The sequence below is a fragment of the Achromobacter sp. E1 genome (assembly GCF_037039475.1).
Lineage (GTDB): Bacteria > Pseudomonadota > Gammaproteobacteria > Burkholderiales > Burkholderiaceae_B > Achromobacter > Achromobacter mucicolens.
Window position 1 is genome coordinate 5,373,463 of the sequence record NZ_CP146253.1, and the last position, 26,273, is coordinate 5,399,735.

A 26,273-nucleotide genomic window follows, 5' to 3' on the forward strand; every position below is an offset into this window, starting at 1 on the left:
TATTCGGTTTCACCAATATATGAAACGGTGGGGAGCATGACGGCCAAACGCAGCATCACCCTGCGGCACTTTCGCAGTTTCGTCGCCGTGGCCAACACGGGTTCGTTCACCGTGGCGGCCTCGCAGCTGTTCCTGACCCAGTCTTCGCTGACGGCGACGATCCAGCAGTTCGAGGACGCGGTCGGCGTCAAGCTGTTTGACCGCAGCACACGGCGCGTGGCGATGACGCCGGAGGCCGCGCGCTTCAAGGCCGAGGCCGAGCGCATCCTCAGCCAGTTCGACGGCGCCTTGAGCGACCTGGAAGCATTGTCGCAAGGGCGTCAGGGGCATGTGCGGATCGCGGTGGTGGCGTCGGTCACCAACTACTTCCTGGGCGACGCCATCGCGGCGTTCCGCCAGGCTTATCCCAAGATCACGTTCTCGTTGCACGACGCCGGCTCGGAACAGGTGGAAAAGATGATCGCCAACGGCGACATCGATTTTGCGATTTCGACGTCGCATCATGGCTTTGACGAGCTGGTCTACACGCCGCTCTTCGAGGACCGCTACGGCGTGATCTGCGCGGCGTCCTATCCGTACGCGCAAGGCGCCAAGCCCTTGAAGTGGGCGGACCTGGATCCGGCCGAATATGTGGGGTTTACCGAGGACACGGGCATCGGGGCGTTCCTGCGCGCGCATGCCGGCAAGCCCGGGTTCTTTGAGCAGCAGCACGACGAAGTGTCGCGGACGTCGTCGCTACACGCCGTGCTGCGCGGCGGCGGGCGCTACTCGATTCTGCCGGCGCTGGCGGCAAGTTCCATCGCGCCGCCGCAGACGCGGGGGAGCGAACCGGGCACGTTCGTGTTTCGGGAATTGAGTTCGCCCCGGTTGTCGCGCGAGGTCTGTCTGATTACGCGGCGATTGCGGTCGCTGTCGGCAAGTTCGGAGCTGTTCCTGCAGTACATGCGGGACGTGATCAACGAAAAGCCGGTGCCGGCGGGGGTGAAAGTGTCGGGGAAAAGGACCAGGAAGGCGCCGTCTGCCGGTGTCTGACACGTCGCCGCAGGTGTCTGACACCCATGGCAGTCGACAATTCACCGCCGGTGTCTGACACCCATGGAGTCGGTCTGCATCTTGAACCGCTGCCGCAAGGGTGTCAGACACCTTTTCTGCACGGGTGCCGGACACCTTTTTTGCACGGGTGCCGGACACCCACGCCGGTGGCTACTGCACCGCGATCTTCGCTTCCTTTACCAGCTTGCCCCATTTGGCGCGTTCGGCTTCGATGTGCGCGGTGAAGTCCTGGGGCGAGCCGCCCGTGGCCTGCGCGCCTAGTTCGGTGAGCTTCTTGCGCACGGCCTCGTCGGCCAGGATCGCGTTGACCTCCTTGTTGAGCCGGTCCACCACGGCCTGCGGCGTGCCGGCGGGTGCGACCACGCCGGTCCAGGACAAGGACTCGTATCCCTTCAGGCCGGCCTCGGTCAACGGCGGAATCCCCGGCAGCACCGACAGCGGCGTGGTGCTGGTGACGGCCAGCGCCTTGACCTTGCCGGATTGCGCCAGCGGCACCGCCGACGGGGCGTTGTCGAAGATCATGTTGATCTGGCCGCCGACCAGGTCCACCAGCGCCTGGCCGCTGCCCTTGTACGGCACGTGCATCAGGTCCACGCCCGCCATGTTCTTGAATAATTCGCCCGACAGGTGCGTGGAGCTGCCCGCGCCCGAGGACGCAAAGGAATACTTGCCGGGGTTGGCCTTGGCCAGCTTGATCAGGTCGTCCACACTGGACACCGGCATGTCGTTGTTCACGATCAGCACGTTGCTGATGGACGCGGTGTACGCCACGGGTTTCAGGTCGCGGTCGGCCTTGTAGCCCGGGTTGTTGTACAGGAACTCGTTGATGGCCAGGATGCCCGTCGTGCCAAAGAGCAGCGTCTGCCCATCGGGCGCGGACTTGGCCACCATGGCCGCGCCGATGTTGCCGCCCGCGCCCGAGCGGTTTTCGACCACCACCGGCTGCTTGAGCGCCACCGCCAACCGCTCGGCCAGCAGCCGTCCGATCACGTCCGTCGACCCGCCGGGCGCGAAAGGCACGACCAGCGTGACCGGGCCCTTCGGATAGGCGGTTTGCGCGCCCGAGGCCGTGGCCACGCAGGACAGCACGGCCAGCGCCGCGCCGGCCAGTTTCCACTTCTTCATTTTTTTTCCCCTTGATTTTTGGGTTGCTGGTGAAGCAACCCTGCCGATCATAGGGAGCGCAATCCTGCGCCACAAATGAGAAATTCCAGTGGATTAATCGGTGCAATCAATATATTCGGGAATGCCCGGATGCTTAGCCGCGTTGCGGTCCGGCGCCGCGCAGCAGTTTGCCTGGGAGCTCGCCCGTGGCCTGTCCGCGTTCGAAGATCGGCCGGCCGTCGACCAGCGTGGCCGCGTAGCCATCGGCACGCTGCACCAGCCTGCGCCCGCCGCCCGGCAGGTCGAAGACCATTTCCGGGCAGTGGACCTTCAACGCATCGGGATCGATGACGTTGATGTCGGCCTTGTAGCCCGGCTGCAGCAGCCCACGATCGTGCAAGCCATACACCAGCGCGGTGTCGCGGGTTTGCCGGCGCACCACGTGTTCCAGCGGCAATAGCGGGCCGCGGCGGCGATCGCGCGTCCAGTGGCTGAGCATGAAGGTCGGCATGCTGACATCGCAGATGTAGCCGCAATGCGCGCCGCCGTCGGACAGGCTGTTCACGGTATTGGCGTGCTGCATCAACTGGTGCAGGTGATCCAGGTTTTCGTACGAGTAGTTGAAGGACGGGTAATAGAGAATGGCCCGGCCGTCGTCCTCCAGCATCAGGTCGTACACCAGCTCCAGCGGCGGGCGGCCCGTGCGCGCCGCCATGGCCGCCACGCTGTCTTCGGGCAGCGGTTCGTAGTCGGGATCCTGGCCCAGCCGGTAGATCTTGTGAAAGCTGCTGAATAGCGTTTCGGCCCGGCGGTCCAGCAGGCCGCGCTGCTCGCTCATGATTTTTTGGCGGACCTGCGGATCGCGCAGCTGCGCGAGCTTTTCCGGCAGGGGCAGCGCGTGCAGCGCCTGATAGGTCGGATGGGCAATGAAGGGGTGCAGCGAGCTCTGCCAGGAGAACAGGATGCCGAGCGGCCGGCCGCTGATGCCAGCCATGAGCGGCACGCCTTCGTCGCGCGCTTTGTCCAGCGTGCGCACGATCTGCTTCCAGACGTCTGGCGCGCCGTCGGTCTGCTGAAGGTTGAACAGCACGGGCAGTCGATTGTGGCGGGCAAGCTGCTCCAGCCAGGGGATCTCGCCTTCCATCGCGGGATGATTGGCCGTCATCTGGAACACGCCGTGGCCGACCTCGCCCATGACCGATCCCAGCGCGCTGATCTCTTCGCCGGTGGCGAATGTGCCCGGGGGATACTTGCGCTCGTCGTACTTGTGCAGGAAGGTCCGCGACGTCGAAAAGCCGACCGCGCCTGCCTGCAAGGCGGCGCGCACGACTTCGCGCATGGCCAGCAGGTCAGCGGGCGAGGCCTCGTCGTGATGAATGGCCCGATCGCCCATCACGTATGCGCGCACCGCGCTGTGCGGAATCTGCGCGCCGATGTCCAGCGCCTTGGGCCGCCGGTCCAGCGCGTCCAGGTACTCGGGAAAGGTCTCCCAGTCCCATTCGATGCCTTCCGACAGCACCGAGCCCGGAATGTCCTCGACGCCTTCCATCACCTTGATCAGCCATTCGCGCCGGTCGGGCTTGACCGGCGCAAAGCCCACACCGCAGTTGCCCATGATGGCGGTGGTGACGCCATGCCATGTCGACGGACTGAGATACGGATCCCATGTCGCCTGGCCGTCGTAATGGGTATGGATGTCGACCCACCCCGGCGTCACCAGCGCGCCCGCCGCGTCGATTTCCCGCCGCGCCGAGCCCGCCTTGCCCCCGGCCTGGACGATCCTGCCGCCGTCGATGGCCAAGTCGCCCACCCGGACGCTGGCGCCCGAACCGTCCACCAGCGTGCCGCCGCGTATCACTACATCGTGCATCGTTGTCTCCCGGGGCCCGCGGGCCCGTCAGCCTTATTCCAATACCAGCCCGATCCGGCGGATCACGTCGCCCCACCGCGCGCTGTCGCGCTGCACGATGGCCGAGAATTCCTTTGGCCCCGCGCCACTGACCTCGTTGCCCTGCGACAGGATGGTCTGGGTGATTTCGGGCGTCTCCAGCGCGGCGCGAAACACCTGGGCGACGCGCTCGGCCAGTGCGGGCGGCATGTCGCCCGGGCCGAAGATGCCTTGCCAGCCCACGATGTTCAGTCCCTCGATCCCCTGCTCTTCCAGCGTGGGCAGTTCTGGCAGCACGCTCAGGCGCCGGTCCGTGGCTGGGCCCAGCAGCTTGACCTTGCCGGCACGCGCGTTCTCGACCGCCGTGGCGGTGCCATCGAAATAAACCTGCACGTCGCCCGCCAAAAGCGCGCGGCTGGCGTCCGCGGTGCCCTTGTACGGGACGTGGACGATGTCGGTGCCCGTCTTCATCTTGAGGATCTCGCCATTCAGGTGCGAGGTCGATCCGGCGCTGTATGAGGCGTAGTTAAGCTTTCCGGGATTTGCCTTGGCGTAGGCGATCAGCTCGGCCGTCGTGGAGAACGGCGCGTTGTTGTTGGCGACCAGCACGGTGGCCGATCTGACCGCCTGCAGGACCGGCGTGAAGTCCTTGACCGGGTCGTACGGCAGCTTTTTGTAGAGGTGCGGATTCTGCGTGTGCGTGACCACGATGGTGTACAGCAGCGTATAGCCGTCCGGCTTGGCGCGCGCCACGTCCTGCGCGCCGATCATCGTGCCCGCGCCCGGCTTGTTCTCGATGATGACGGAGGCGCCCGTCTGCTGCGATACCTTGGCCGCCAGCATGCGCGCCAGCGAATCCGACCCCGATCCCGCCGGAAATGGCACGACCATGCGTATCGGCTTGCCCGCGGCGGGCCAGGCGTCGGGTTGCGGGGATGGCGCCGCGACGGCCGCCGTACAGGCCAGCATGCTCAGCGCGGCGGCCCAGCCCGCCAGATGGAAGATCGGCTTGCGGTTCATGTTGTCTCCTCCTGCGAGGTTGGCGTGTCGCGGGGCCGCGCAGCGCTCTGTGTCGTGTTTTCCCGGGCTCTTGCAGCGTTTTCACCGTCCCGTGGTCAAGCTGTTTTAGTCTTGCAATTGACTCGAATCAATTGCATATTTGGCGCAATTCCGATGAGAAAAATACATGGGCCTGACGATCCGTTCGCTCCAGCACTTTTCCGTCCTTGCCGAAGAGCGGCACTTCTCTCGGGCGGCCCAGCGGCTGCATCTGACGCAGTCGGCGCTGACGCGCAGCATCCAGTCCCTTGAAGAGACGTTGGGCCTGGTGCTGGTGGATCGCGCGTCGATTGGCGTGCCGCCGACGCAGGCGGGAAAAATGGTTCTCGATCGTTCGCGCCGCATCCTTGGCGATGTCCTCGCCCTTCGGCGCGAGGCCGAATTGATGAGGGGTCACGACACGGGACGCGTGAGCTTCGGCGTCGGGGCTTTTCCGGCTGCGGGGTTTCTGTCGGCGCTGCTGGTCCGCCTGGCGCACGACCATCCCGGCCTGAGCGTGCATGTCGAGATCGAAAGCTGGCAGCGCCTGCTCGACAAGCTGTTGCAGGACAAGCTGGACTTTGCCGTGGCGGTGACGCACAGCCTGCCGCCGCCGGCCGACTTCATCGTGCGTGCGCTGCCGCCGCAGCACGGCGGCCTTTTCGTGCGGGCCGGGCATCCGCTGCAATCGGTGCGAAAACCCAAGCTGCGCGCCGCCTTGGCGCAATATCGCCTGGCCGCCACTGACCTGCCGCAGCGCGCGCGGGAGTATCTGGCCAAGCTGTATCAAGTGGCCGGCGTGGATGAACTGCCGATTGCATTTGAGTGCGACAGCGTCAGCGCGCTGCGCGACGTAGCCGTGGGAAGCGACGTGGTGCTGTTCTGCACGCGCGAGGCCATCGTCGCCGAACTGGCGCAAGGAACGCTCGTGCCATTGCCGCTGCCCTACCCGGCGTCAGGTCCGCTGACCTACAGCGTCATCCATCGCGCCCGGCGCAGCTTGTCGCCTACGGCGGAACGGATCATCACGTTGGTGCAGGCGTATCTGGCGGGCGAAGGGGCTGATGATGCGGCGCCGCCGCGCGGGCGGCGGCGAAGTGCCGGCGCGAAATCGGCCGCGAAGGGCTGACACCCGCGCCGCATCAAGACATTCAAGTCCCCGCGCCGGGTTCCTGTTCGCGCCGCTCCGCCGCTTCCTGCGCGGCGACGTCTTCCAGCTTGACCTGACTGGTGCTGCCATGCGTGGCGGCGCATTGGGCGGGATTCTGGGTGCTTTTGACGCACTCCGCGAATGCCAGCGCCGCGTCGACGGTCGCGAAGTGATACGAATGACCGTCGGCGAACGCGACCTTTCCTTCAACAGAACAATCCATGAGTGCCTCCAGGTTGCGCAAACACCCATCCTATCCGAGCCGGCAGGGAAAATCGACCTCCGCGGCGTCCAGCCGGCGCGGGGCGACAGTCAATTCACCCGCTGCGGCAGCACCGCCCGCATCCAGCGCGACAGCGTCGGGCGGATGCGTTGGCTGTGCAGCAGCACGGCGCCAAGCACGCCGATGAATGCCCCGAGCGCCGTGTCCACGAAGCGCGCCTCGATCACATCGACGGGATAGCCTTGCCCCAGATGCGGCGCCTCGGCCAGAAAGATGGTCAAGGGCGTGATCAGCGCCACCGCGCTGGCGTAATGGCGCACCACCAGCGTCTCGATGCCGAACGACAGCGCCATCATCACCAGGCTCAGCGTCCAGACGTTGAGCGGCAGGCTGAGCAGCGCCCATGCAACGCACAGGCCCACGGCGGTGCCCAGGATGCGGTGCAGCTGCCGACTCCACGCCGCGCGCAGGCTGGCGCCCTGGATGATCGCCAGACAACTGACGGGCACCCAGTACGGCCGCTGCAGTTGCAGCAGTTCGGCCACCAGCAATGAGATTCCGACGAACAGCCCGATGATGACGGAGTCGTACACCACGAAATCGAACGTGGGCTTGGGCGGTTCGACATGCGGCGGCGGCGGGGCCACGCGCGTCATGTGCAGCGAATACGCAAAGGCCACCAGGCAGGCGACCAGACAACCCAGGGCCACCATGCCCACGCGCAATGGCACGTCTTCGATGGTGCCCGGCGTGTAGGCGGCGATCGCCGTCGCCATGATGAAAAACAGGCTGCCCGGCGGGCCCAGGCGATAGCAGCGGCACACCATGTTCACCACCATCGCGATCAGCGTCAGCGCCGCGATCGTGGCGGTCGGCCAGAACTGCGTCAGCGCGCCCAGCGCATAGCAGGCGACCATGCCGAAGGATGCCGCCAGCAGCATCATCATGCGGATCTGCAACGAGGCGTTGGGCAGGCTCAGGAACACCATCCCGCCCAGGCTGGACATCAGTCCGTAATCCATGCGCCCGAAATACGCGCCCACCAGCAGCGGCAGACCGGATGACAGCGCGGCGGCCAGAGGCATTTCCCAGCGGCGGTCGCTGGCATTGACCCGGGTCAGCTCGGTCCAGGTGCCGTGCAACTGCGCCTTGACGAAGGCGAAGGGGCGCCTCGTGCGGTCGTCTGGACCTGCGGGGTCGTCATGTCGTTTCATAGGCTGGCGTGGCGGTGTGGCGTTTCCGGCCGCTGGCGGCCTGGAAGCAGGCGGCAGGCCGGGCATGCCCGATTCTATCCCCATCAAATTCCGCCTCCCGGATTTAACGGGAATTCCCTGATTCTCCCTCCCGGACCCACTGGTACTATGCGCCGCACTTCAGCCTTCGGCTGAACGATAAACATGCGCCGCGCGGCGCGGAGACACCATGAAAGCACTCAAACTGGCTGCGGCAGGAACCGCCTTGTTCATTTCGTCCTGGACCGCCCACGCCGGCGCGACCTTCGAGGCGGTCAAGAGCAAGGGCTTTGTCCATTGCGGCGTATCCACGGGCGTCGCGGGCTTTTCCGTGAACGACAGCAAGGGCGGCTGGATCGGCCTTGACGTCGACCTGTGCCGCGCGCTGGCCATCGCCCTGTTCGGCGACGCGTCCAAGGCCAAGATCCAGGCGATCAGCGCGGTCCAGCGCTTCACCGCCCTGCAATCCGGCGAAGTCGACGTCCTGACCCGCAACACCACGCTCACCCTGACCCGCGACACGACGCTGGGCCTGATCGGCGTGGGCGTGAACTACTACGACAGCCAGGGCATCATGGTGAACAAGTCCCTGGGCGTGAAGAGCGCCAAGGAACTGGAAGGCGCCACCGTCTGCGTGCAGCCCGGCACCACCACCGAACTGAACCTGGCGGACTGGTTCCGCTCGCAGAACGTGAATTTCAAGCCGGTCGTCGTGGAGCGCCTGGACGAGATCATCCGCGCCTTCGCCGTGGGCCGCTGCGACGCCTTCACCGGCGACAAGTCGCAATTGGCCGCCGCGCGCAGCAACCTGGAGAATCCGGAAAAGTACGACATCCTGCCGGAGAACTTCTCCAAGGAGCCGCTGGGCCCCATGGTCCGCCAGGGCGACGAGCAATGGTTCAACCTGGTCCGCTGGACGATGAACGCCATGCTGGAAGCCGAGGAGTACGGCGTCACGTCCAAGAACGTGGACGAGATGCTGAAAAGCACCAACCCGAACATCCAGCGCCTCTTGGGCGTGACGCCGGGCATGGGCAAGAACCTGGGCGTCGATGACAAGTGGGCCTACAACATCATCAAGACCGTCGGCAATTACGGTGAAAGCTTCGAGAAGAACCTGGGCCCGAACAGCCCGCTGAAACTCGAGCGCGGGCTGAATGCGTCGTATCGCAACGGCGGGCTGATGTACGGCTGGCCGGTGCGCTGATAATCGGGCCGCAAGGCCCAAAACGACTCCCCTAGGGTAAGCCGCAATTTGCGTGCTCTCGCGTGGCCCGTACCGTACGAGAAATATGTTTATCGTACAAAGTCCGGATCACATTTTTGGAGCAGCACGTGAAGCAGTAGGTCTATAACCCAAGGGGAAGTCGTCATGAAACGTCGTAGTGCGTTGAAGCTGATGGGGGCCGCCGCCGGCCTGCACCTTACCGGCGCAAGCTGGGCACAGAGCGGGCCGTATCCGTCCCGCGTCATCAAGATCATCGTCTCTTCCACACCAGGCAGCGCCACCGACCTTGCAGGACGGCTGGTGGGCGACCTGCTCTACGCCAAGTACGGCCAGAGCGTGGTGATCGAAAACCGCGCTGGCGCGGGCGGGGTCATCGGCATGCAGGCGGCCGCTGCCTCACGGCCTGACGGCTACACCCTCACCACCGGGGGCTTGGGCCACAATGTGCTGCCGCCCGCCACGCTGCGCGGCCTGCCGATCGACATCCCCACCGCCCTTCTGCCCATCGCCCAGGTGGCCGAGTTCGTCAACGCCCTGGTCGTACGCGTGGACCACCCCGCCAACACCGTGCCCGAACTGATCGAACACCTGCGCGCCACCAAGCGCAAGCCGCTGTATGGCAGCAACGGCGTCGGCAGTTCGTCGCAGATGACGGCCGAGCTCTTTGCCATGCGCACCGGCTTGAAGTTCGACCACGTGCCCTACAAGGGCGCCAGCGAGGCGCTGGTCGGAACGGCCAATGGCGACCTGGACCTCTGTTTCATGAACCTGCCGCCCACGCTGGCGATGGTGGACGGCAAGCGCCTGAAGGCCTTGGCGGTGACCAGCGCGTATCGCGCGCGCCAGCTGCCCAACGTGCCGACCATGCAGGAACAGGGCATGAAGGACTTCGACGTGACGAGCTGGCTGGGCATGTATGCGCCCGCGCAGGTCGATCCGGCGATCATCGCGCAGCTGTCCAACACCATCGTCACGGGACTGGCCGCGCCGGAATACCAGACCCGCATCATCAACGCCGGCTTCGAACCCAAGCTGCGCGACGCGGCGCAGTTCCAGGCGTTCTCCAAGGCGGAACTCAAGCGCTGGAGCGAGGTCGCGCAGCAGGCGGGGATCGTGGTGGATTACGGCGGGAAACAGGGATAAGGGGCATGGATAAGGGGCCGCCTCGGCGGCCCCACCTAGGCGGCCCCACCTCGCAGGCCTTCAATCAACGGCCCGCTGCTTTGCCTGCCGGACGCGTCAGGCGCGCGCCTGCCAGACCTCGGGGTTGACCATCGCCTGTGGCGTCTTGCCGCCCAGCGCATCCATCAGGTTGGCCACCGCCAGGTCGATCATCGCGCGCCGCGTTTCGTGCGTGGCGCTGCCCACGTGTGCCTGCAACACGACGTTCGGCAAGGCGCAGAGCGGGCTGTCGGCCGGCAGCGGTTCCTGCTCCATCACATCCAGCCCCGCACCCGCGATGGTGCCGGCGCGCAGCGCCTCGATCAGCGCCGCCTCGTCGATGACCGGGCCGCGCGCCGTGTTGATCAGGTACGCCGTCGGCTTCATCAGGCCCAGTTCGCGCTTGCCGATGGAATGCCGCGTCTCCGCAGACAGGGGGATATGCACGCTCAGCACGTCAGACGACTTGAAGAGTTCGTCGCGCTCGACATAGGTGGCCAGGCCTTCGGCCTGCGGATCTTCGCGGCGGTTGTGATAGATGACCTTCATGTCGAAGGCCTGCGCCGCGCGGGCCACGACACGGCCGATGCGTCCCATGCCCAGCAGTCCCAGCGTCTTGCCGCGGATGTCGCGCGTCAGGGGAAAGGCGCCCTTGGTCCAGGCGCCGCTGCGCACGAAGGCGTCGCCCGCCACCAGATTGCGCGACAGGCACAGCATCAGGCCGATCGTCACGTCGGCCACCGCGCCATCCAGCACGCCGGGCGTATTGCAGATCAGCACTTTGCGCTGTGTGGCGGCCGCCAGATCGACGTTATCGAATCCCACGGCGAAGTTAGAGCTGACCTTCAGCGCGGGCAAGGCGTCCAGCAAGGCTTGATCGACCTTGGTGCGCACCGTGCAGACCATGCCTTCGATATTCGCGCGCGCATCCGCGCCCAGCACCTCGGCCGGATTCTGTCCGGTGGGCACTTCGACGATTTCGCAACGCTCGGCCAGCTGCTCGCGCAGATCGGGCGGCACGGGCGCGGAGACGATGACTTTGGGCTTTTGATTCATGGGGGCTCCAGAGGGTTCAGGGTTCGATTGCTTCGACGTCGGTGGCAAATACCTGCTGCTCACCGGCGTCGACCAGCGCGGGTTCGGCCGGATGGTCCAGGTACCGGACAATCAGCCAGAAGCCGTCCTGCGGGTTCTCGACGATCTCGGCCAACGCGCCGCCCGCCATGCGCACGCGCACACCGGGTTGCAGATCGACGAGGTTGATGGATTTGTTGTCGGCCATGCGGTTGCTCCTTGGGGTTCGGACGCGCTGGCTACAGCTCGAGCTGCGATGACGGCACGCGCACGCGGATGCCGTCCAGTTCGGGCGTCATGATGACCTGACAGGACAGGCGGCTGGTCGGGCAGCGCTCGGGCACCACTTCAAGCAACGCTTCCTCGGCCATGCCGGGCGGCTCCAGCCGCGCGTGCCAATCGGCATCCACCTGCACGTGGCAGGTGCCGCAGATGGCGCCGCCGCCGCATTCGGCGACGATGCCTTCCAGGCCGTCGCGCCGCGCGGCTTCCATCAGCGACCAGTCATCGGGCACATCCAGCACCTGTTCGGCGCCATCGGGCAATTCAAATATCGCAACGGGCATGTTGTCTCCAGAAGGTTTGATCACGCCGTGGCCGCAGCCACTTCGGGCGCGCCGATGCGCGGCACACCCTTGATGAACTCCACCGGGCTATCGACCGCCTCGATCGCGGCCAGGCGGCCGTGCTGATAGCGTTCGACCAGCCATCCCTTGGCCGTGGGCAGCAATACATCGCGGCACGGCACGGCCGGATCGACCAGTCCGGCCATCTGCAGACGGCGGCCTTGTTGTTCGGACCAGAACGTGGGCGGGCGCGACGCGGGCGGCGCCTTGCCCGCGATGGCGGCGGCCGCCGTGCGCGCCTGTGCCAGCGCGTTCTGCACGCTCTCGATGCGGGCATAGCGCTGCAGCTCGCCCCGAAAGGCGCTGGCGCAGTCTCCGATGGCGTAGACGTCGGGCGCCGACGTCCGGCAGCATTCGTCCACGACCACGCCGTCCAGGCAGATGAGGCCCGCCGCCTCGGCCAGCGACGTCTCGGCCACCGCGCCTATCGACACGAGCACCAGGTCGGCTTCGACGGCCTCGCCCGTTGCCAGATGCGCGCGCCATCCGGATGCCGTGCGTTCCCAGCGCTGAACCGCAGCGCCGTGGCGGATCTCGATGCCGGCCTCGCGGTGCAGGTCGCCCAGCCGCGTGGCCGTGGGCTCGGACACCTTGCCCGCCATCACGTTGCCGCCCTGCTCCAGCACCAGCACTTGCGCGCCCAGTTTGCGCGCCGAGCAGGCCGCTTCCAGTCCCAGATATCCGGCGCCGACCACCAGCAGCCGGATGCCCGGCCGTAGCGCCTCGCGCAGCCGGTGCGCGTCGTCCAGGCCGCGCACCGAGAACACCTGTTCGCCCGCCACGTCGGGAATCGCGCGCGCGCTGGCGCCGGTGGCAAGCACGCAATGCTCATACGCCACGACGCGGCCCGACGCCGTGCGCAGCGTGTGCGCCGCAGTATCGATGGCGGCCACCGGGTCACTCGCCACTACAATTACGCGCGACTTTTCGTAAGCGCTGCCCGCACGCAACGCGATGCGCTCGGCGCTGGTCGAACCGGTCAGCAGGGCCTTGGACAGCGGCGGCCGTTCGTAGGGTGCATGCGTTTCGGCGCCAAAGAGCGCCACGTCGCCGTCCACCCCCGCCGCGCGCAGGGCCCACGCACACTCCACGCCCGCATGTCCTGCACCGATGATGGCGGTGTGAACCCGCTGCAGGGCCGATGTCGTTTCCATGATGCTCAGGCTCCGAATTTCAGGGAGATGCTGGCCTTGGTGGCGACCTGCTTCCAGCGCGCAAGTTCGGCGCGGTTCAGTTCCGCAAACGCATCCGCTCCCGTGGGCCTGGGCTCAAAGCCCGCGGCGCTCAAGGTTTCCACCGACTGCGGCAGCGCCATGCCTTCCTGCAACGCCGCGCTCAGCTTCTGCACCACCTCGGGCGGCATGCCAGCCGGGCCATACAGCCCCAGCCAGCTCGTCACATCGAAATCCGCCACGCCTTGCTCGGCCATCGTCGGCACATCCGGCAGCTGCTTGCTGCGATAGCTGCTGGTGACGGCGATCGGGCGAATCGACCCTTTGCGGATCAATCCCATCACCGGCGGCAGATTGCTGAAACTGAAGTCCAGGTTGCCGTTGACCACGTCCACCAGCATCTCGCCGCTGCCCTTGTAGGGCACGTGCAGCAGATTGGTGCCGGTGTGCTGCGCGAAGAACGCGGTGGTCAGGTGCACCGACGAACCGATGCCGTTGGAGCCGTAGTTCAGGCCATCCTTGCTACGTTTTCGCGCCGTGGCGATCAGGTCGTCGACGCTGCGTATCGGCGAGTCGGCCCGCACGATCAGCACGTTGATGAATTCGGCCATCTGCGCAATCGGCGTGAAGGCGCGCGACGTATCGAGCGGCAGGCCGGTCACCGTGGCCATCGGCAGCACCATGCCGCCCAGCCCATTGAGCAGCAGCGTGTAGCCGTCCGCCGGCGCGGAAGCCACCTGCTGGCTGCCGATCATGCCGTTCGCGCCCGGCCGGTTCTCCACCACCACGGGCTGGCCAAACTTGCGCGTGAGGATTTCTCCCGCCAAGCGCCCCGCCACGTCCGTGACGCCGCCCGGCGGATACGGCACGATCAGGCGGATGGGCTTGCTCGGATAAGCCGCGTCGGCGCCCCACGACATTCCCGTTGCCGACATCGCGGCCGCGCCGGCAATGGCCTTCAGTACAGTACGTCTTTGCATGCTGCAACTCCAGGTATGGGCGAGCGCGTCCTGTCGGCGGTCAGGCCCCGAGTGGAAGGAAAACCATCGAATGCCGGCAGACGGGCCGGCTCCGGCAACGGCGCTAGAAGAAGATCGTCAGCGCCTTCGATAAGAGGACGTTCTGGTCCAGGTGGATTTCGCGCGACAGAATGGTGAAGCGCCCGTCGCGCCTGCGCAGCACGTCCTCGCGCTTGCCCACGAACAGGTTCACTTCGGACTGCAGGCGGTTCTGGTAGATCAGAAAGCGCGAACGCACCCGCACCAAGTCGCCGCCGCCGTCGTCCGGCGTCACGTCCAGCACGCGGATATTGGTCACCAGATGCGATACGCGCGAGGCCGGTTCCTCGGCCCAATGAATTCCCGTCTTGATCTGCGCCACGCGCTGGCGCAGCGTGTCGATGCCTTCGTCAAACCACGCCGCATCCTGCTTGCCGGAGTATTCCTGCGCCATCGCGTCGCGGCGCACGTTGCGCGTGAGCGGCATGCGATACGTGATGTCCTCGTCCAGCAGGCCCAGCCACTTGTCGAACTCGCGATGGTCCAGCAGGTCGGCCTCGAAGTGCAGGAAGCGATGCGCCTCCCACCAGAGCAGCATGTCGTCCACGCTGTCGTCCTGCGCCGCCGGCGGCGCGTTTTCCACGGTTGCGTTCATGCCGCCTCCTCCAGGCGCACCGCGCCTGCCATCAGTTGGTCCCATGACAGGCCGTTCATGAACTGCGCCCAGCGCCGGTAGTAGATGCGGGCGTTTTCCTCGGTGTATTCACCGTTAACCGCACAGCCCGGAATCTCGGGCACGTCCTGCCGGTGACCCACGCCCATCTGGTAATTGAAGTACAGCTCGCGCGACATCGCGCCCATGCTGGCCTCGGTGGCGCCCGTCCAGTTCTCCATGTCGTCCGATTCCGTCATGCCGCCCGGGCCGGAGTAGCGCAGGAAATAATGGCGCGCCGCTTCCTTGACCGCTTCGGGCGCGTCCTTGTCCACCAGGTACATGCGCCACATCTCCATCTCGGTCGAACTGATCGGATGAAACACTGCCAGCGTGCGCGGCTGACGGCCGTGGAACGACATGTTCGGGAAGATCGTGCCCACGCTGGTCTGCACGCGCATCGCCGCGCCCAACGTGCGCTCGCGGTGTTCGTGGATCTCGCGGTAGTACGCCTCGACTTCCGGATAACGCGCGTATTGCGGCGCGTACGGTCCTTCCTCGTAGAACGGCAGCCGGCCCAGCAACCCGTGGCCCAGCTCGGGAAAGCAGATTGCCGAACGCGTGGCGGATGCATCGCGCCGCCCTTTGCCGCCGCCCGGGCCGATGCCCACGATGTCCACGGATCGGTGGCTGATGTCGTGATACAGGTCACCAATGAAATTCTCGGGCGCGAATTTCCAGTTGCACTTCACGCGCCACTTCTGCACGCCGCCGATCACCTCGGAGCCGCCCGGACTGCCGTTTCGATGGTCCAGCGCCGCGTCCAGATACAGGCGCATGTTGCCGATGTAGTCCAGGAACGGCGGCGCATTGGGATCCCACGTTGCCCAGATGGCGCCCTTGTAGTTCACCACCTGCGCCACCGTCTTCAGGCCCCACTGCTTCTTGTCCAGTTCGCCCTTGTAGTGCGTCGCGTGGCCGGGCACGCCGACCAGCTCGCCGGGCCGTTCCACCAGCTTGCCGTCGGTGGAAAAGCTCCAGCCGTGGTACGGACAGGTAAACGTCCGGTTATTGCCGTGGTCGTAGCGGCACAGCTTCATGCCGCGATGCGCACAGCTGTTCAGCATGACCTGAATCTGCCCCTGCCGGTCGCGCGTCAGGATCACGGATTCCGTGCCCATGCGCGAAACAAAGTAGTCGTCCGGTTTGGGCACCAGGCTTTCGTGCCCCACGAACAGCCACGCGCGCGAGAAGATCTGCTTCAGTTCCTGCTGGAAGATCTCTTCGTCCACGAAGATGGACCGGCTGACCAGTCCCTCGTCGGCGCGCACCAACTCATCGATCGTCTTCTGACCCATCACCACTTCCCCTTGGAGGATGCCCTTAGTGGGCGCCTACGGCTTGTCGGCCGTGGCCGCCGCTGTACGCAGACGTGCTTCCGTGTTGTCGACGTGCGTGCGCGCGTGCTGCCGTGCAAGTTCCACGTCGCCCTTCTCGATGGCGGCAAACAGCGCCTCGTGCTCCTTTTGAGCCTGCGCCCCGCGCCCCGCGATCTTGGCCGACCGCGAACGCGACACGCGCAGGTTCTTTTTAAGCAACACCGCCAGGAAATCGAAGAAATTCAGATAGTGTTCATTGCGCGTCGCACGCGCCACGCAGCGGTGGAACTCCATGTCGGCATCGACGCCCACCGCTACATCTCCGGACGCAATCGCGTCGGCCATCTTGCGCAGCGCCAGCCGCATGGCGGCCAGATCGTCCTCGTCACGCCGGGCCGCCGCCAACGGCGCGGCCTCGATCTCGAAGCCCCGGCGCAATTCCACGATGCGCAGCACCTGATCCGCATCGCCAATGTCCGCGGCCTGCATGCGCAATACCGACGGCCGCGCCGTCTGCATGACGGTCAGCCCGCGGCCCTGCTTGCTTTGCACGATGCCATCGCCCTTCAGGCGGGAAACCGCTTCGCGCAGCACGGTGCGCGAAACGCCAAGCCGGGTGGCGATGGTCTGCTCCGGGGGCAGCACCTCACCGACCTGGTAATCGCCGCTGGTGATCTCGTCCAGCAGCATCTCGGTCACACGATCCGTCAGATTGGGCTCCGACGTAAACGGCACGACCGCGTCTTTTTTCAACAGTACTCGGGAAGCTGAATCAGGCATAGGAAGTCTCGTCCGAAAACGTGCATCTCATTGCCAGCCCGCGTTGCCTCGGCTGTGGACACGCCCGGGGTGGGGTGTGTTGAAAATACGATAATCGTATAAGGATATGAGGGGGTATTAGGGGAAGTGCGGGGGTGTGCCCCCTTCGCGCTTACCGTCTGTGACCCGGGGCCGGATCACTCCCCGTTTATGATGCCAGGGTAGCGAGTTCACGCGAATGCGTTACTCTCCCCTCCCCAAATCAGTCTGCAAGGAGTTCCCCTCATGGCACAAGCCTCCGCCCGTCACATCCTCGTTTCCACCGAAGCGAAGGCCAACGAACTCAAGACCGCCATCGAGAATGGCGCTGACTTCGCCCAGCTCGCCAAGGAAAACTCGAGCTGCCCGTCGAGCCGCGACGGTGGCAACCTGGGTACCTTCGGCCCGGGCCAGATGGTCAAGGAATTCGACACCGTCGTGTTCAGCGCCCCGGTCGGCCAAGTGCAAGGTCCGGTCAAGACGCAGTTCGGCTACCACCTGGTTGAAGTGACCAGCCGCAAGGACTAAGTCCTCGAAGCCGTTCGGCAAAAGCCGCCGCCAGGAGCGATCCTGGCGGCGGCTTTTTTTCGTGCTCCGGCCGCGTGAATGGCACGCTGCAGCGCAGCACCGAATTCCCTATCAATTGATAATTTCTGTTCAGGTGACAGGACCCGAAGCCCTGCGACAGAATGGCCCTCACCCGGAGGAGACAGCCGGGGCCATAAAAATCCGTAGCGACGTATTCACAGCGGCAACCTGCCGCGCGCCAGAGGCCCATGAAACAGTCCAGGAAGGTCATCATCACCTGCGCCATCACCGGTTCGGTCCATACGCCGTCGATGTCGCCTCACCTGCCCGTCACGCCTGAAGAGATCGCCCGGTCGGCGCTTGACGCCGCCCAGGCGGGTGCGGCGATCGTGCACCTGCATGCGCGTCAGCCGGACACGGGGCGCCCCACGCAGGATCCGGCGCTGTACGCGCAGTTCCTGCCGCGTATCAAGGAAGCATCGGACGTGGTGGTCAACATCACGACGGGCGGATCGCCGGTGCTGCCGATTGCCGAGCGCATGGCGCCGGCGTTGCAGTTCAAGCCGGAAGTGGCGTCGCTGAACATGGGGTCGATGAACTTCGGGATGTACGAGCTGCTGGAGCGGTTCAAGACGTTCACGCAGGATTGGGAGCGGCCGTATCTGGAGGGCAGCAACGACCTGATCTTTCGCAACACCTTCAAGGATATCGAGCACATCCTGTCGTCGTGCAGCGATAACGGCACGCGCTTTGAGATCGAGTGCTACGACATCGGCCATCTTTATACCGCCGCGCATTTCGTGGACCGCAAGCTGCTCAAGCCGCCGTTTCTGATCCAGTCGGTGTTCGGCATCCGCGGCGGCATCGGCACGCACCCCGAGGACGTGATGATGATGAAGCGCACGGCGGACCGGCTGTTCGGCGACGACTACATCTGGTCGGTGCTGGCCGCGGGCCGCAAGCAGACGCCGCTTGCGACGATGGCGGCGACGATGGGCGGGAACGTTCGCGTGGGCCTGGAGGATTCATTGTGGGATGGGCCCGGAGAACTAGCGAAGTCCAACGCGGACCAGGTACGCCGCATCCGCCGCATTCTGGAAGACCTGTCCTTGCAGATCGCCACGCCGGACGACGCGCGCGAGACGCTGCAACTGAAGGGCCGCGACCACGTCGCGTTCTGAACACACACATCCACGTAGTGGGGAGACAAGACATGAAAAAGACGTTGCGCGCGACGGCATTGGCCGCGCTGTTGGGAATGGCAGGTGCGGCACAGGCCGATGACGGCGTGATCCGGATTGGGTTCATCACGGACATGTCCGGGCTGTCCGCGGACGCCGACGGACCTGGCGGTGTCGAGGCCATCAAGATGGCGATCGCGGACCTGGGCGGCACGGTGGCCGGAAAGAAGGTGGAGGTATTGGTTGCGGATCACCAGAACCGGGCCGATATCGCGTCGTCCCGCGCGCGGGAATGGCTGGACCAGCGCGGGGTGAACATGCTGATCGCGGGCGCGAATTCGGCGGCGGCGTTGGCGATGGCGAAGGTGGCCGAGGAAAAGAAGACGCCGTTCTTCGTGGTGAGCGCGGGCGCGTCCGAACTGACGAACGCGCAATGCACGCCCTATACCGTGCACTACGTGTACGACACGGTGTCGCTGGCGCGCGGCACGGCGCGCGCCATGATGAAGGAAGGCAACAAGGACTGGTATTTCCTGACGGTGGACCATGCGTTCGGCCATGCGCTGGAACGCGATGCATCCAAGGTGGTGCAGGCCGACGGCGGCAACGTCAAGGGCCGGGTGCGGCATCCGCTGAACACGGCGGACTTCTCTTCGTTCATCCTTCAGGCGCAGGCCTCCGGCGCGCAGGTGCTGGGCCTGGCCAATTCCGCCAGCGACACCAGCAATGCGGTCAAGGCGGCCAACGAATTTGGCCTGACGCCCAAGATGAAGATCGCCGGCCTGCTGGTGCTGATCACCGACGTGCACGCGCTGGGCCTGCCGGCGGCGCAGAACATGTATTTGACGACCGCGTGGTACTGGGACCAGGACGACCCGTCGCGCAAGTGGGCGTCGCGCTTTGAGGCCGTGATGAAGAAGAAGCCCTCCATGCTGCAAGCCGGCGACTATTCCGCCGCGACGACATACCTGAAGGCGGTGGAAGCCACCAAGAGCACCGACGGCGACACCATCATGACGTGGCTGAAGGCCAATCCCGTGAACGACTTCTTCGTCAAAGACGGCAAGATCCGCGCGGACGGGCTGATGGTGCACGATATGTTCCTGATGCAGGTGAAGACGCCAGCGGAATCGAAGGCGCCGTGGGACTACTACAAGCTGGTGGCGCGTGTGCCAGGCACCCAGGTGTATACGTCGCCCGAGGAATCGACCTGCCGCCTGATGAAGCCCTGAAGCCCTGACGCCATGAATCAATCCGGAAATCCCATGACGACACCCGAGGCGATCGCCGCCCTTCCTGTTGACCTGTCTGGAAAGCGCGTCATCGTGACCGCGGGCGCGTCCGGCATAGGCGCCGCGCTGGCCGACGCCTTTGCAGAACGCGGCGCCCGCGTTCACTTGTGCGATGTCGATGAACAGGCGCTGGCCAGTTGCCGTCACCCCTGGGCGCGCGCGGACGTGGGCAGCCGCGACGAGATCGACCGCTACATGCAGACCGCGCTATCGCATCTGGGCGGGCTGGACGTGCTGGTGAACAACGCCGGCATTGCCGGGCCCACGGCAGGCATCGCCGACATCACCGCGCAAGAGCTGGACGCGACGCTGGACATCAATCTGGCTTCGCAGTTCCACACCGTGCGACACGCGTTGCCCGCGCTGCGGGCGTCGGGCGGCGGCAGCATCATCAACATCAGCTCGGTGGCGGGCCGGATGGGTTTGCCCATGCGCACGCCGTATGCCGCCACCAAATGGGGCGTGGTGGGGCTGACGCGTTCGCTCGCGATGGAACTTGGGCCGCTCAACATCCGCGTCAATGCGCTACTGCCGGGGCTGGTAGCCGGCCCGCGCATCGACCGGGTGATTGCCGCTCGCGCCAAGAACATGGGGTTGTCCGTCCAAGAGCAGACACGGCTGGAGCTGTCGGGCGTCAGCCTGCGGCAGTTCGTGCGCGCCGCTGACATCGCAAACATGGCACTGTTCCTGGCAAGCCCTTACGGGGCCATGGTCAGCGGCCAGGCAATCAGCATCGACGGCGATCTGCAATCGCTGCCGTGGCAGCCGCCGGCGCAATAAGCCCGGCGCACTTGCCGCTATTGCAGCAACGCGATTGTCTCTGCATACACGCCCTGCCGCCGCGCCTGCGCCGTGGATCGCAGGGCGTCCAGCAGGCGCGCGGTCAGCTCGTTGTTGCGGGACTCGGTGCGGGTGATCAACAGGAAATCGAACCATTGCCGCGAGGCGAGCGGCACGGCCACCAGATCCGGGAACGACGTCACGATGTCGGACGCGGACAGCGCGTTGACCAGGCTGATGCCCTTGACGGCGCGCACCGTGCCCGGCAGCAGCGACATATGCGCCTGCATGCCGGAGCGCAACAGCAACGAATCGGCGATGTCGCCCTGCGCCACGACATAGTCGGACCACAGCGGCTTGACGTACGTGTCCGGCGGGATGTCGAGCACCGTGATGGCGTCGCGCCCGGCCAGCGGATGTTCGCGATGCGCGATCGCCATGACGTCCGCACGCAGGAATGGCGTGAACGTCAGCCGCGTGCTGTCCCGGCCGACAGCGCCCAGGCCGAAGTCGGCGCGCATGGTTTCCACGGCGCTGATGACCTGCATGGACGACTCGACATCGATGGAGAACGGGCGCGTGCCATTGATGTCCAGATAACGGCGCACTGCGTCGGGCGCGTAGCCCAGCGCCAGCGCGGGTGACGAGGCGATGCGCAGCCCGCGGCCGCCGAACTGTTCGATGCTGTGCAGGGCTTCGTCGATGCGCACCAGTTCGTCCAGCACGAACTTCGCTTCGCTATAGAGATATTGCCCCGCTTCCGTCGGACGCAGCGTCTTGTGCGACCGGTCGAACAATTGAACGCCCGTGGCGCTTTCCAGACGCGATATCGCGTGGCTGATGGCGGGCTGCGTCAGGTGCATGGCCAGCGCGGCCTGACGCGTCGAGCCCGTCATGACGACGGCGTAGAAAATGCGCAGGTCGTGGATGTTGAAGTTTCGCTTCATGCGGCGCGCCTATTGTGGCGTGGGTGGCGATTTGGGCTGAGACTTCATCGGCGGCTTCGGTGGCAACTTCGGCGCCGCCTTGGGCGCGTTCATGCCGCCAAACGCAAACAGCCCCATCTGCGCCCCGGTCGCGCGCGTCAGATAGTCGTTCTTCAGCTTGTCCCGATCGCCGAACAGCGCCCCGGCATCGGCGCCCTGCGCCGCGCGGTTCTTGTCGATGTCGTTCTGGCCATCGTGCATGCCCTCTTGCAGCGCGCGGCGCAACGCGGGGTTGAGCGTGCCGGTGTCGTAGTCCTCGCCGGCGCGCAGGCCCAGCGTGGCCATGCGCTCGCGCAGCGCGGTCTCGGATTTGTGTGCGGGTGCGAACCGCAGCAGGAAGGCCAGTTCGTCATAGAACTCGAGCGACGAATACATCTGCGCGCGCGGAACCGGCGCTTTCCATTCCACCTTGGCTGCGGCGGCCGGCGCGGCCCGGTTGCGAAACGCCGATAGCGGCTGCACCTTGAAGCGCGCCTGGATGCGCTTGGCGTTTTCCTGGTCGGCGGGATTGAACCGCTGCGTGCGCGCCACCAGCGTGGCAAGCTGCGTCTCTGACCGAATCACCTTGGTGATGCCCGGGGGCACCTTGCCTTTCCAGGAGGGCCCCGCCACGAGAAATACGCCACCCCCCATGCCGCGCGAGCCCAGGTCGCCGATGTGGTGCATGTACAGGTCCATGACCTGCAACGAGGCGTCGCGCCGCTTTTCGACGCGGGGCACGATGACGACGACGGGTTCGGCGCGCAGGTCCAGGGCGGCGTAGGAATACAGATAGGCGGGGTCCAGGCCAGCCGCAGCAGCGGACGCGGTGCCGACCGGATTGATGCTATTCACCGGTCCCTTGTATTGCGCCCCCTGTTTGTCCAGGCTGTAGGCATACATGGCCTGGTAGCTGGCGACCACGGGCGCGCCGTAAAGGTAGGATTCGCGCGCGATGCCGCGCGCCTGTTGCGCGGTGAGGCCCTCGATGCCGACGGTCTGCCCGGCGGCGGCGTCGTGCGACGGGACCGCACAGCCGGACAAGACGCCCGCCACGACGATGGAGGCAACCAGCCCCATGAACGGACGGCAGGCGGCGCGGCAAAATCCGGTGCTAATCTGGCGGTGGCGCATTCAGGGCTCCGACATGACGGGATGGCGCAGTCGCCCGAGGGCGGCGGCGGATTGCGCCAGGGCTCGAATTCCGGGGGATTCTGTCATATTTCCCCGGCATGTAGAAGTAACAGTGCACCACCACGGTGCGACAGGAAAGACACAGCAGCATGCCAACGCAAGACCCCAGCATGACCGGTCCGGACGGAGAGGCGTTCAACATTCGCGCGTCGTCGTACTTCGTGTTGCAGGCCGTGCACCGCTGCGCGGCTTGCAACACGCTGTCGCGCGTGACGGCGCTGGCCGTGCCGCCCGGCCACGAAAGCACCGAGGGCGACCTGGAACTGGATGAGGACGACGCGGATAGCACGGGACTGGACCCGCTGGCGTTTCAGGACTGGCTGTTCGGACCCGCGCAATGGCAGTCGATGCCAGGTCCGGCCATGATTTCGTCGACACGGGCTCTTGCGCCCGACGTGGCGCAGACGCTGCGCTCGCTTGCGCCAACCTACCGCCAGAACCCCGCCCGGTCAGGGGAATGGTGCAATTTCTGCGAGCATTGCGACCAACCCATCTGGGATGGCGCGTTGTTCCCGACGCCGGGGCAGGCATTCTGTCCGCCCGATTCCGATGCCGCCGCACACATATCGGCCCAGCGGGTCGACGCGCCGTTCGCGGCGTTTTTCGGCATGTGCTGGACGGACAGCTACCGCAACAAGTGGCCCTTGTTCACGCGCCTGGGCTTCGCGTGCAGCGAGGCGGATTGATTCCCCCGCCCTCGTGGCGCAATGTCAGGCGCTTTGCAGCAGATCCTGAGGCACTTCCAGTTGCCGCGGGGGGATGGCCGCGAAGGCGCTTTCCGTGGTGCTGGCGTCCGTGGTCAGGTGCTGGATCAGGTCGACCGTGGTGGATCGGCGGGTCAGCATCAGGCACGTGACCTCGTCGCCCGCCACGCGGGTGGCGTGCCAGCAGCCCGGCCGCATGCACACGCCCTGCCCCTGCGCCACATGAAAGGCCGCAAGCGTGGCCAGGTCGGGCGAGCCGTCCGCGGCGCTGCGCGCCACGATCTGGATGATGCTGCCCGTCAGCGGGACAATCGCCTGCTGCGTCAGCAGATGCTTTTCCAGGCTGGCGACTTCGACGGACTGGCTTCGGTAATTGACCCAAAGCACCTCGGCGTCGCCGCCCGCGCCCGTGTTGAACAGGTGCTCGTGCCAGAAATCGGTGGCCGGGTTCGTAAACAGCGGAACGCCGTTGCCGTCCGGCATGGGCTTGCCCAGCATCCACCCGTAGGAACTAAAGGCATCAGGCGAAAGATCGTGGACTTCAAGCTGCGAATTGCTAGTCATGCGGGACCCTGTGATGGCTTAGCGCCGCGTTTGGGGAATTCGGCGTCGTAGTCGAAATCGCCCCGCGCGATGGCCTCCAGGATGGCAACGCGCCGGTCGGCGGCGCGCTTGAGGTTGGCGGCGGTGGGCTTGACCCGGATACGCTCGACACAATGCCGGCCGTCATAGAAGAAGCCGATCTCGATGGACGATTCGGATGCGGGGCGCACCCCTTCGAATCCCGTGCTCATCGCGTGCTCTCCCAGTTGCCGATGGCAGACATGATAAACGCAACGATGTGACAGCCGGCGCTGGCATACACTGCCCTGATCCCCCCCACCCGAGGACGCGCAACATGGCCATCGACCTGACGTCGCACTATGTGTATCTGGACGCCGCCGGCGCCGCCGCCACCGTGACGGGCGGCGACGCATTCTGGTCTCAATCTCCGGAAGACCTTGAGCAATACGGGCGCGGCTGGCTTGTGTCCGAGTACGAATTCGCGGCCGACTGGCCGCAATGGGAGATGCATCCCGGCGCCGACGAGGTCGTGCGGCTGATGTCTGGGGCCGCCGAACTGCACCTGGAATGGCCCACCGGCATCCAGATCGTGAAAATGCTGGCCGGCGATGCCTACGTGATTCCGAAGGGCGCGTGGCACACCGTCAAGGTCATTGAGCCCTGCCGCATGCTGCACATCACCATGGGCGCGGGCACGCAGCACCGGTTGGCGTAACGCCGCTTCCTGTGCGCGGGACCGGCCGGCCGCGCCTAACCAGCCGCGCCCACCGGCCGCGCGCGCTGGATCTCCCGGTCGTCGATCGGCCAGTGCAAGGCGGCCGACAGTACGCCCAGCGCCATCGCCCCCAGCCAGATCAGGTCATAAGCGCGGGTGGCTTCGAATACCACGCCGCCCAGCCACACGCCCAGAAACGAGCCGACCTGATGGCCAAAGAACACGAAGCCGAAGAGCGTGGTGATGTAGCGCACGCCAAATACCTGCGAGATCAGGCCGTTGGTGAGCGGCACCGTGCCCAGCCACACAAAGCCCATGACCGCCGCGAACGCGTAGACCGACCACGTGGATAGCGGCACCAGGATGAATAGCGCGATGGCCGCGGTTCGGATCAGGTAGATGCCCGCCAGCAGGTACTTGCGCCGGTGATGCGCGCCCAGGATGCCGCAGACATAGGTGCCCATGACATTGGTGAGCGCAATGATGGCCAGCGCGGCGACCGCGTCCGACGCGCGCAGGCCCTTGTCCATCAGGTAGGCGGGCAGGTGCGTGCCTATGAACGCCAGCTGGAAACCGCAGGCCAGGAATCCCAGGTTCAACAGCCAGAAGCCGGGGCGCGTGAAGGCCTCGCGAAGGGCGTCGCGCAGCGACAGGTTTGCGTCGGGCGCGCCGGCATCGCGCAGGCGGTTCGCCGGCTCGCGCAGCGGAAACGCCAACGGCAACAGGATAGTCAGCGCCACGGCAAACGCCAGCAAGGCCGCGACCCAGCCCCAGCCCCCGATCAGCCATTGCGCCGCGGGCACCATCGTGAACTGTCCAAGGCCGCCGACGGCTCCCGCCACGCCCAGCGCCCAGCTTCTGCGTTCGGGCGGCACCAGGCGGCTGAGCGCGCCATAAATGGCCGCGAACGCCGTGCCGGACAGCGCGATGCCGATGCACACACCGGCCGTCCACATGAAGCCCGCAGGCGTCGTGGCGTGCGCCATGCCGCCCAGGCCCACCGCATAGAAGACCAACCCGCCAGCGATCACCTTGGCCGAACCATAGCGGTCGGCAATCATGCCGGTGAAGGGCTGCACGACGCCCCAGGTCAGGTTCTGCACGGCCAGCGCGATGGCGAAGGTCTCGCGGCTCCAGCCGCGGTCCATGGTGACGGGCAGAAGAAACAAGCCCTGCACGTGGCGCACGCCCAGGGCAAGGCCCATGACGACGCCACCGGCCAGCACCAGCAGCCACAGCTGCGATGCATCCAGGGAAGATTTTTGGGGGGTGGACATGGCGAACCTCTTGCAAGGAAACGTCGCCCCCGTTCAGGCGGGCATCGGCTCTATTACAGGGTCGCCAGACGCGAGGCTCAACCGATAATTTTTTGCCCGCTGCATGCGTGGAGGGAATGTCACGGCAACGCGCCAGACTGCGTTGATGACCGAGACAGGCGCCTGAATCGAGCGGCTATGCCAACCTTCAACGTGTGCGCAAAAAAAGAAATTACGCGATGTTTTTGAAATATGGCGGGAGTTACCGCAAAAATCAGCCGGAGGCTGCGACATGTTAACGCTTCGTTTTTGATGGTT

Annotated in this window: 28 protein-coding genes; 10 read left to right on the forward strand and 18 right to left on the reverse strand. The window is 65.7% G+C overall.

The window, feature by feature from the left end:
• Positions 1–36: 36 nt before the first annotated feature.
• Positions 37–1,032: a LysR family transcriptional regulator gene (locus tag V6V88_RS24770; protein WP_062841228.1), complete on the forward strand. Its 996-nt coding sequence runs from the start codon at positions 37–39 to the stop codon at positions 1,030–1,032.
• A 171-nt stretch (positions 1,033–1,203) separates the two neighbouring features.
• Here the strand turns inward: V6V88_RS24770 and V6V88_RS24775 are convergent, their stop codons facing one another.
• The 3 genes from V6V88_RS24775 to V6V88_RS24785 all read right to left on the reverse strand — a co-directional run bounded on the left by V6V88_RS24775 (position 1,204) and on the right by V6V88_RS24785 (position 5,065).
• Positions 1,204–2,178, reverse strand: coding sequence for a tripartite tricarboxylate transporter substrate binding protein (locus V6V88_RS24775; RefSeq protein WP_062841229.1), 975 nt, complete (start codon positions 2,176–2,178; stop codon positions 1,204–1,206).
• Between the two features lie 133 nt (positions 2,179–2,311).
• Positions 2,312–4,027: an amidohydrolase family protein gene (locus V6V88_RS24780; protein WP_338616857.1), complete on the reverse strand. Its 1,716-nt coding sequence runs from the start codon at positions 4,025–4,027 to the stop codon at positions 2,312–2,314.
• Between the two features lie 33 nt (positions 4,028–4,060).
• Entirely contained in the window at positions 4,061–5,065 is a 1,005-nt protein-coding gene (locus tag V6V88_RS24785) for a tripartite tricarboxylate transporter substrate binding protein (RefSeq protein WP_062841231.1), read from the reverse strand.
• A 166-nt stretch (positions 5,066–5,231) separates the two neighbouring features.
• Here V6V88_RS24785 and V6V88_RS24790 point away from each other — a divergent pair, with 166 nt between their 5' ends.
• Positions 5,232–6,212 (forward strand): LysR family transcriptional regulator, encoded by a 981-nt coding sequence (locus tag V6V88_RS24790; protein ID WP_338616859.1) that lies wholly within the window; start codon positions 5,232–5,234, stop codon positions 6,210–6,212.
• A gap of 22 nt (positions 6,213–6,234) precedes the next feature.
• Here V6V88_RS24790 and V6V88_RS24795 read toward each other — a convergent pair whose 3' ends face one another.
• Both V6V88_RS24795 and V6V88_RS24800 read right to left on the reverse strand, forming a co-directional pair.
• Positions 6,235–6,456 (reverse strand): hypothetical protein, encoded by a 222-nt coding sequence (locus tag V6V88_RS24795; protein ID WP_062841233.1) that lies wholly within the window; start codon positions 6,454–6,456, stop codon positions 6,235–6,237.
• 89 nt (positions 6,457–6,545) lie between these two features.
• Entirely contained in the window at positions 6,546–7,670 is a 1,125-nt protein-coding gene (locus V6V88_RS24800; RefSeq protein ID WP_338616863.1) for an FUSC family protein, read from the reverse strand.
• Between the two features lie 208 nt (positions 7,671–7,878).
• Between V6V88_RS24800 and V6V88_RS24805 the strand changes: the two genes are divergently transcribed.
• Together V6V88_RS24805 and V6V88_RS24810 are read left to right on the forward strand one after the other, a co-directional pair.
• On the forward strand, positions 7,879–8,895 hold the full coding sequence (locus V6V88_RS24805) for an amino acid ABC transporter substrate-binding protein (RefSeq protein WP_056324770.1): 1,017 nt from the start codon (positions 7,879–7,881) through the stop codon (positions 8,893–8,895).
• A gap of 165 nt (positions 8,896–9,060) precedes the next feature.
• Positions 9,061–10,059, forward strand: coding sequence for a tripartite tricarboxylate transporter substrate binding protein (locus V6V88_RS24810; RefSeq protein WP_280001180.1), 999 nt, complete (start codon positions 9,061–9,063; stop codon positions 10,057–10,059).
• Between the two features lie 96 nt (positions 10,060–10,155).
• Here the strand turns inward: V6V88_RS24810 and V6V88_RS24815 are convergent, their stop codons facing one another.
• The 8 genes from V6V88_RS24815 to V6V88_RS24850 all read right to left on the reverse strand — a co-directional run bounded on the left by V6V88_RS24815 (position 10,156) and on the right by V6V88_RS24850 (position 16,758).
• A complete protein-coding gene (locus tag V6V88_RS24815; RefSeq protein WP_062841236.1) occupies positions 10,156–11,133 on the reverse strand; it encodes a D-glycerate dehydrogenase in 978 nt (325 codons plus the stop codon).
• 16 nt (positions 11,134–11,149) lie between these two features.
• A complete protein-coding gene (locus tag V6V88_RS24820) occupies positions 11,150–11,359 on the reverse strand; it encodes a hypothetical protein (protein ID WP_056324762.1) in 210 nt (69 codons plus the stop codon).
• Positions 11,360–11,390: 31 nt separating this feature from the next.
• Entirely contained in the window at positions 11,391–11,717 is a 327-nt protein-coding gene (locus V6V88_RS24825; protein ID WP_056324760.1) for a 2Fe-2S iron-sulfur cluster-binding protein, read from the reverse strand.
• Between the two features lie 20 nt (positions 11,718–11,737).
• The gene (locus tag V6V88_RS24830; RefSeq protein WP_338616868.1) at positions 11,738–12,931 is read right to left on the reverse strand and encodes an FAD-dependent oxidoreductase; all 1,194 of its coding nucleotides are present in this window, start codon (positions 12,929–12,931) and stop codon (positions 11,738–11,740) included.
• A 5-nt stretch (positions 12,932–12,936) separates the two neighbouring features.
• A complete protein-coding gene (locus V6V88_RS24835) occupies positions 12,937–13,929 on the reverse strand; it encodes a tripartite tricarboxylate transporter substrate binding protein (RefSeq protein ID WP_254607166.1) in 993 nt (330 codons plus the stop codon).
• Positions 13,930–14,032: 103 nt separating this feature from the next.
• Positions 14,033–14,602, reverse strand: coding sequence for a 3-phenylpropionate/cinnamic acid dioxygenase subunit beta (locus tag V6V88_RS24840; protein ID WP_223573288.1), 570 nt, complete (start codon positions 14,600–14,602; stop codon positions 14,033–14,035).
• Positions 14,599–15,957 (reverse strand): Rieske 2Fe-2S domain-containing protein, encoded by a 1,359-nt coding sequence (locus tag V6V88_RS24845; protein ID WP_062841240.1) that lies wholly within the window; start codon positions 15,955–15,957, stop codon positions 14,599–14,601. The genes V6V88_RS24840 and V6V88_RS24845 overlap by 4 nt, the downstream gene beginning before the upstream one ends.
• Before the next feature lie 36 nt (positions 15,958–15,993).
• Entirely contained in the window at positions 15,994–16,758 is a 765-nt protein-coding gene (locus tag V6V88_RS24850; RefSeq protein ID WP_082586342.1) for a FadR/GntR family transcriptional regulator, read from the reverse strand.
• Between the two features lie 264 nt (positions 16,759–17,022).
• Between V6V88_RS24850 and V6V88_RS24855 the strand changes: the two genes are divergently transcribed.
• The 4 genes from V6V88_RS24855 to V6V88_RS24870 all read left to right on the forward strand — a co-directional run bounded on the left by V6V88_RS24855 (position 17,023) and on the right by V6V88_RS24870 (position 20,557).
• Positions 17,023–17,304 (forward strand): peptidylprolyl isomerase, encoded by a 282-nt coding sequence (locus V6V88_RS24855; protein ID WP_056324750.1) that lies wholly within the window; start codon positions 17,023–17,025, stop codon positions 17,302–17,304.
• Positions 17,305–17,552: 248 nt separating this feature from the next.
• Positions 17,553–18,485, forward strand: a complete 933-nt coding sequence (locus V6V88_RS24860) for a 3-keto-5-aminohexanoate cleavage protein (RefSeq protein ID WP_223573292.1) — start codon at positions 17,553–17,555, stop codon at positions 18,483–18,485.
• Positions 18,486–18,517: 32 nt separating this feature from the next.
• Positions 18,518–19,717, forward strand: a complete 1,200-nt coding sequence (locus V6V88_RS24865) for an ABC transporter substrate-binding protein (protein WP_338616872.1) — start codon at positions 18,518–18,520, stop codon at positions 19,715–19,717.
• Between the two features lie 33 nt (positions 19,718–19,750).
• Entirely contained in the window at positions 19,751–20,557 is an 807-nt protein-coding gene (locus V6V88_RS24870; RefSeq protein ID WP_062841242.1) for an SDR family oxidoreductase, read from the forward strand.
• A 17-nt stretch (positions 20,558–20,574) separates the two neighbouring features.
• Here the strand turns inward: V6V88_RS24870 and V6V88_RS24875 are convergent, their stop codons facing one another.
• Complete coding sequence (locus tag V6V88_RS24875; RefSeq protein ID WP_056324740.1) at positions 20,575–21,504, reverse strand: LysR family transcriptional regulator; 930 nt, start codon at positions 21,502–21,504, stop codon at positions 20,575–20,577.
• 9 nt (positions 21,505–21,513) lie between these two features.
• Entirely contained in the window at positions 21,514–22,656 is a 1,143-nt protein-coding gene (locus V6V88_RS24880; protein WP_338616875.1) for a DUF1254 domain-containing protein, read from the reverse strand.
• 149 nt (positions 22,657–22,805) lie between these two features.
• Here V6V88_RS24880 and V6V88_RS24885 point away from each other — a divergent pair, with 149 nt between their 5' ends.
• A complete protein-coding gene (locus tag V6V88_RS24885) occupies positions 22,806–23,402 on the forward strand; it encodes a hypothetical protein (RefSeq protein ID WP_223573301.1) in 597 nt (198 codons plus the stop codon).
• Positions 23,403–23,426: 24 nt separating this feature from the next.
• Here V6V88_RS24885 and V6V88_RS24890 read toward each other — a convergent pair whose 3' ends face one another.
• Positions 23,427–23,984 (reverse strand): ureidoglycolate lyase, encoded by a 558-nt coding sequence (locus V6V88_RS24890; protein ID WP_223573303.1) that lies wholly within the window; start codon positions 23,982–23,984, stop codon positions 23,427–23,429.
• The gene (locus V6V88_RS24895) at positions 23,981–24,214 is read right to left on the reverse strand and encodes a DUF3596 domain-containing protein (protein ID WP_063956533.1); all 234 of its coding nucleotides are present in this window, start codon (positions 24,212–24,214) and stop codon (positions 23,981–23,983) included. Before V6V88_RS24895 ends, V6V88_RS24890 begins: the two co-directional genes overlap by 4 nt.
• A 104-nt stretch (positions 24,215–24,318) precedes the next feature.
• Between V6V88_RS24895 and V6V88_RS24900 the strand changes: the two genes are divergently transcribed.
• Entirely contained in the window at positions 24,319–24,699 is a 381-nt protein-coding gene (locus tag V6V88_RS24900) for a cupin domain-containing protein (protein ID WP_223573305.1), read from the forward strand.
• 35 nt (positions 24,700–24,734) lie between these two features.
• Here V6V88_RS24900 and V6V88_RS24905 read toward each other — a convergent pair whose 3' ends face one another.
• Positions 24,735–25,976 carry an MFS transporter gene (locus V6V88_RS24905; RefSeq protein WP_223573307.1) on the reverse strand — a complete coding sequence of 414 codons (1,242 nt, stop codon included), beginning with the start codon at positions 25,974–25,976 and terminating at the stop codon, positions 24,735–24,737.
• Between the last annotated feature and the right edge of the window lie 297 nt (positions 25,977–26,273).

What these genes read in the sequence shown, in the direction of transcription:
- V6V88_RS24770 (WP_062841228.1), top strand. Translation starts at nt 37, where the DNA reads ATGACGGCCAAACGCAGCATCACCCTGCGGCACTTTCGCAGTTTCGTC.
- V6V88_RS24775 (WP_062841229.1), bottom strand. Translation starts at nt 2,178, where the DNA reads ATGAAGAAGTGGAAACTGGCCGGCGCGGCGCTGGCCGTGCTGTCCTGC.
- V6V88_RS24780 (WP_338616857.1), bottom strand. Translation starts at nt 4,027, where the DNA reads ATGCACGATGTAGTGATACGCGGCGGCACGCTGGTGGACGGTTCGGGC.
- V6V88_RS24785 (WP_062841231.1), bottom strand. Translation starts at nt 5,065, where the DNA reads ATGAACCGCAAGCCGATCTTCCATCTGGCGGGCTGGGCCGCCGCGCTG.
- V6V88_RS24790 (WP_338616859.1), top strand. Translation starts at nt 5,232, where the DNA reads ATGGGCCTGACGATCCGTTCGCTCCAGCACTTTTCCGTCCTTGCCGAA.
- V6V88_RS24795 (WP_062841233.1), bottom strand. Translation starts at nt 6,456, where the DNA reads ATGGATTGTTCTGTTGAAGGAAAGGTCGCGTTCGCCGACGGTCATTCG.
- V6V88_RS24800 (WP_338616863.1), bottom strand. Translation starts at nt 7,670, where the DNA reads ATGAAACGACATGACGACCCCGCAGGTCCAGACGACCGCACGAGGCGC.
- V6V88_RS24805 (WP_056324770.1), top strand. Translation starts at nt 7,879, where the DNA reads ATGAAAGCACTCAAACTGGCTGCGGCAGGAACCGCCTTGTTCATTTCG.
- V6V88_RS24810 (WP_280001180.1), top strand. Translation starts at nt 9,061, where the DNA reads ATGAAACGTCGTAGTGCGTTGAAGCTGATGGGGGCCGCCGCCGGCCTG.
- V6V88_RS24815 (WP_062841236.1), bottom strand. Translation starts at nt 11,133, where the DNA reads ATGAATCAAAAGCCCAAAGTCATCGTCTCCGCGCCCGTGCCGCCCGAT.
- V6V88_RS24820 (WP_056324762.1), bottom strand. Translation starts at nt 11,359, where the DNA reads ATGGCCGACAACAAATCCATCAACCTCGTCGATCTGCAACCCGGTGTG.
- V6V88_RS24825 (WP_056324760.1), bottom strand. Translation starts at nt 11,717, where the DNA reads ATGCCCGTTGCGATATTTGAATTGCCCGATGGCGCCGAACAGGTGCTG.
- V6V88_RS24830 (WP_338616868.1), bottom strand. Translation starts at nt 12,931, where the DNA reads ATGGAAACGACATCGGCCCTGCAGCGGGTTCACACCGCCATCATCGGT.
- V6V88_RS24835 (WP_254607166.1), bottom strand. Translation starts at nt 13,929, where the DNA reads ATGCAAAGACGTACTGTACTGAAGGCCATTGCCGGCGCGGCCGCGATG.
- V6V88_RS24840 (WP_223573288.1), bottom strand. Translation starts at nt 14,602, where the DNA reads ATGAACGCAACCGTGGAAAACGCGCCGCCGGCGGCGCAGGACGACAGC.
- V6V88_RS24845 (WP_062841240.1), bottom strand. Translation starts at nt 15,957, where the DNA reads ATGGGTCAGAAGACGATCGATGAGTTGGTGCGCGCCGACGAGGGACTG.
- V6V88_RS24850 (WP_082586342.1), bottom strand. Translation starts at nt 16,758, where the DNA reads ATGCCTGATTCAGCTTCCCGAGTACTGTTGAAAAAAGACGCGGTCGTG.
- V6V88_RS24855 (WP_056324750.1), top strand. Translation starts at nt 17,023, where the DNA reads ATGGCACAAGCCTCCGCCCGTCACATCCTCGTTTCCACCGAAGCGAAG.
- V6V88_RS24860 (WP_223573292.1), top strand. Translation starts at nt 17,553, where the DNA reads ATGAAACAGTCCAGGAAGGTCATCATCACCTGCGCCATCACCGGTTCG.
- V6V88_RS24865 (WP_338616872.1), top strand. Translation starts at nt 18,518, where the DNA reads ATGAAAAAGACGTTGCGCGCGACGGCATTGGCCGCGCTGTTGGGAATG.
- V6V88_RS24870 (WP_062841242.1), top strand. Translation starts at nt 19,751, where the DNA reads ATGACGACACCCGAGGCGATCGCCGCCCTTCCTGTTGACCTGTCTGGA.
- V6V88_RS24875 (WP_056324740.1), bottom strand. Translation starts at nt 21,504, where the DNA reads ATGAAGCGAAACTTCAACATCCACGACCTGCGCATTTTCTACGCCGTC.
- V6V88_RS24880 (WP_338616875.1), bottom strand. Translation starts at nt 22,656, where the DNA reads ATGCGCCACCGCCAGATTAGCACCGGATTTTGCCGCGCCGCCTGCCGT.
- V6V88_RS24885 (WP_223573301.1), top strand. Translation starts at nt 22,806, where the DNA reads ATGCCAACGCAAGACCCCAGCATGACCGGTCCGGACGGAGAGGCGTTC.
- V6V88_RS24890 (WP_223573303.1), bottom strand. Translation starts at nt 23,984, where the DNA reads ATGACTAGCAATTCGCAGCTTGAAGTCCACGATCTTTCGCCTGATGCC.
- V6V88_RS24895 (WP_063956533.1), bottom strand. Translation starts at nt 24,214, where the DNA reads ATGAGCACGGGATTCGAAGGGGTGCGCCCCGCATCCGAATCGTCCATC.
- V6V88_RS24900 (WP_223573305.1), top strand. Translation starts at nt 24,319, where the DNA reads ATGGCCATCGACCTGACGTCGCACTATGTGTATCTGGACGCCGCCGGC.
- V6V88_RS24905 (WP_223573307.1), bottom strand. Translation starts at nt 25,976, where the DNA reads ATGTCCACCCCCCAAAAATCTTCCCTGGATGCATCGCAGCTGTGGCTG.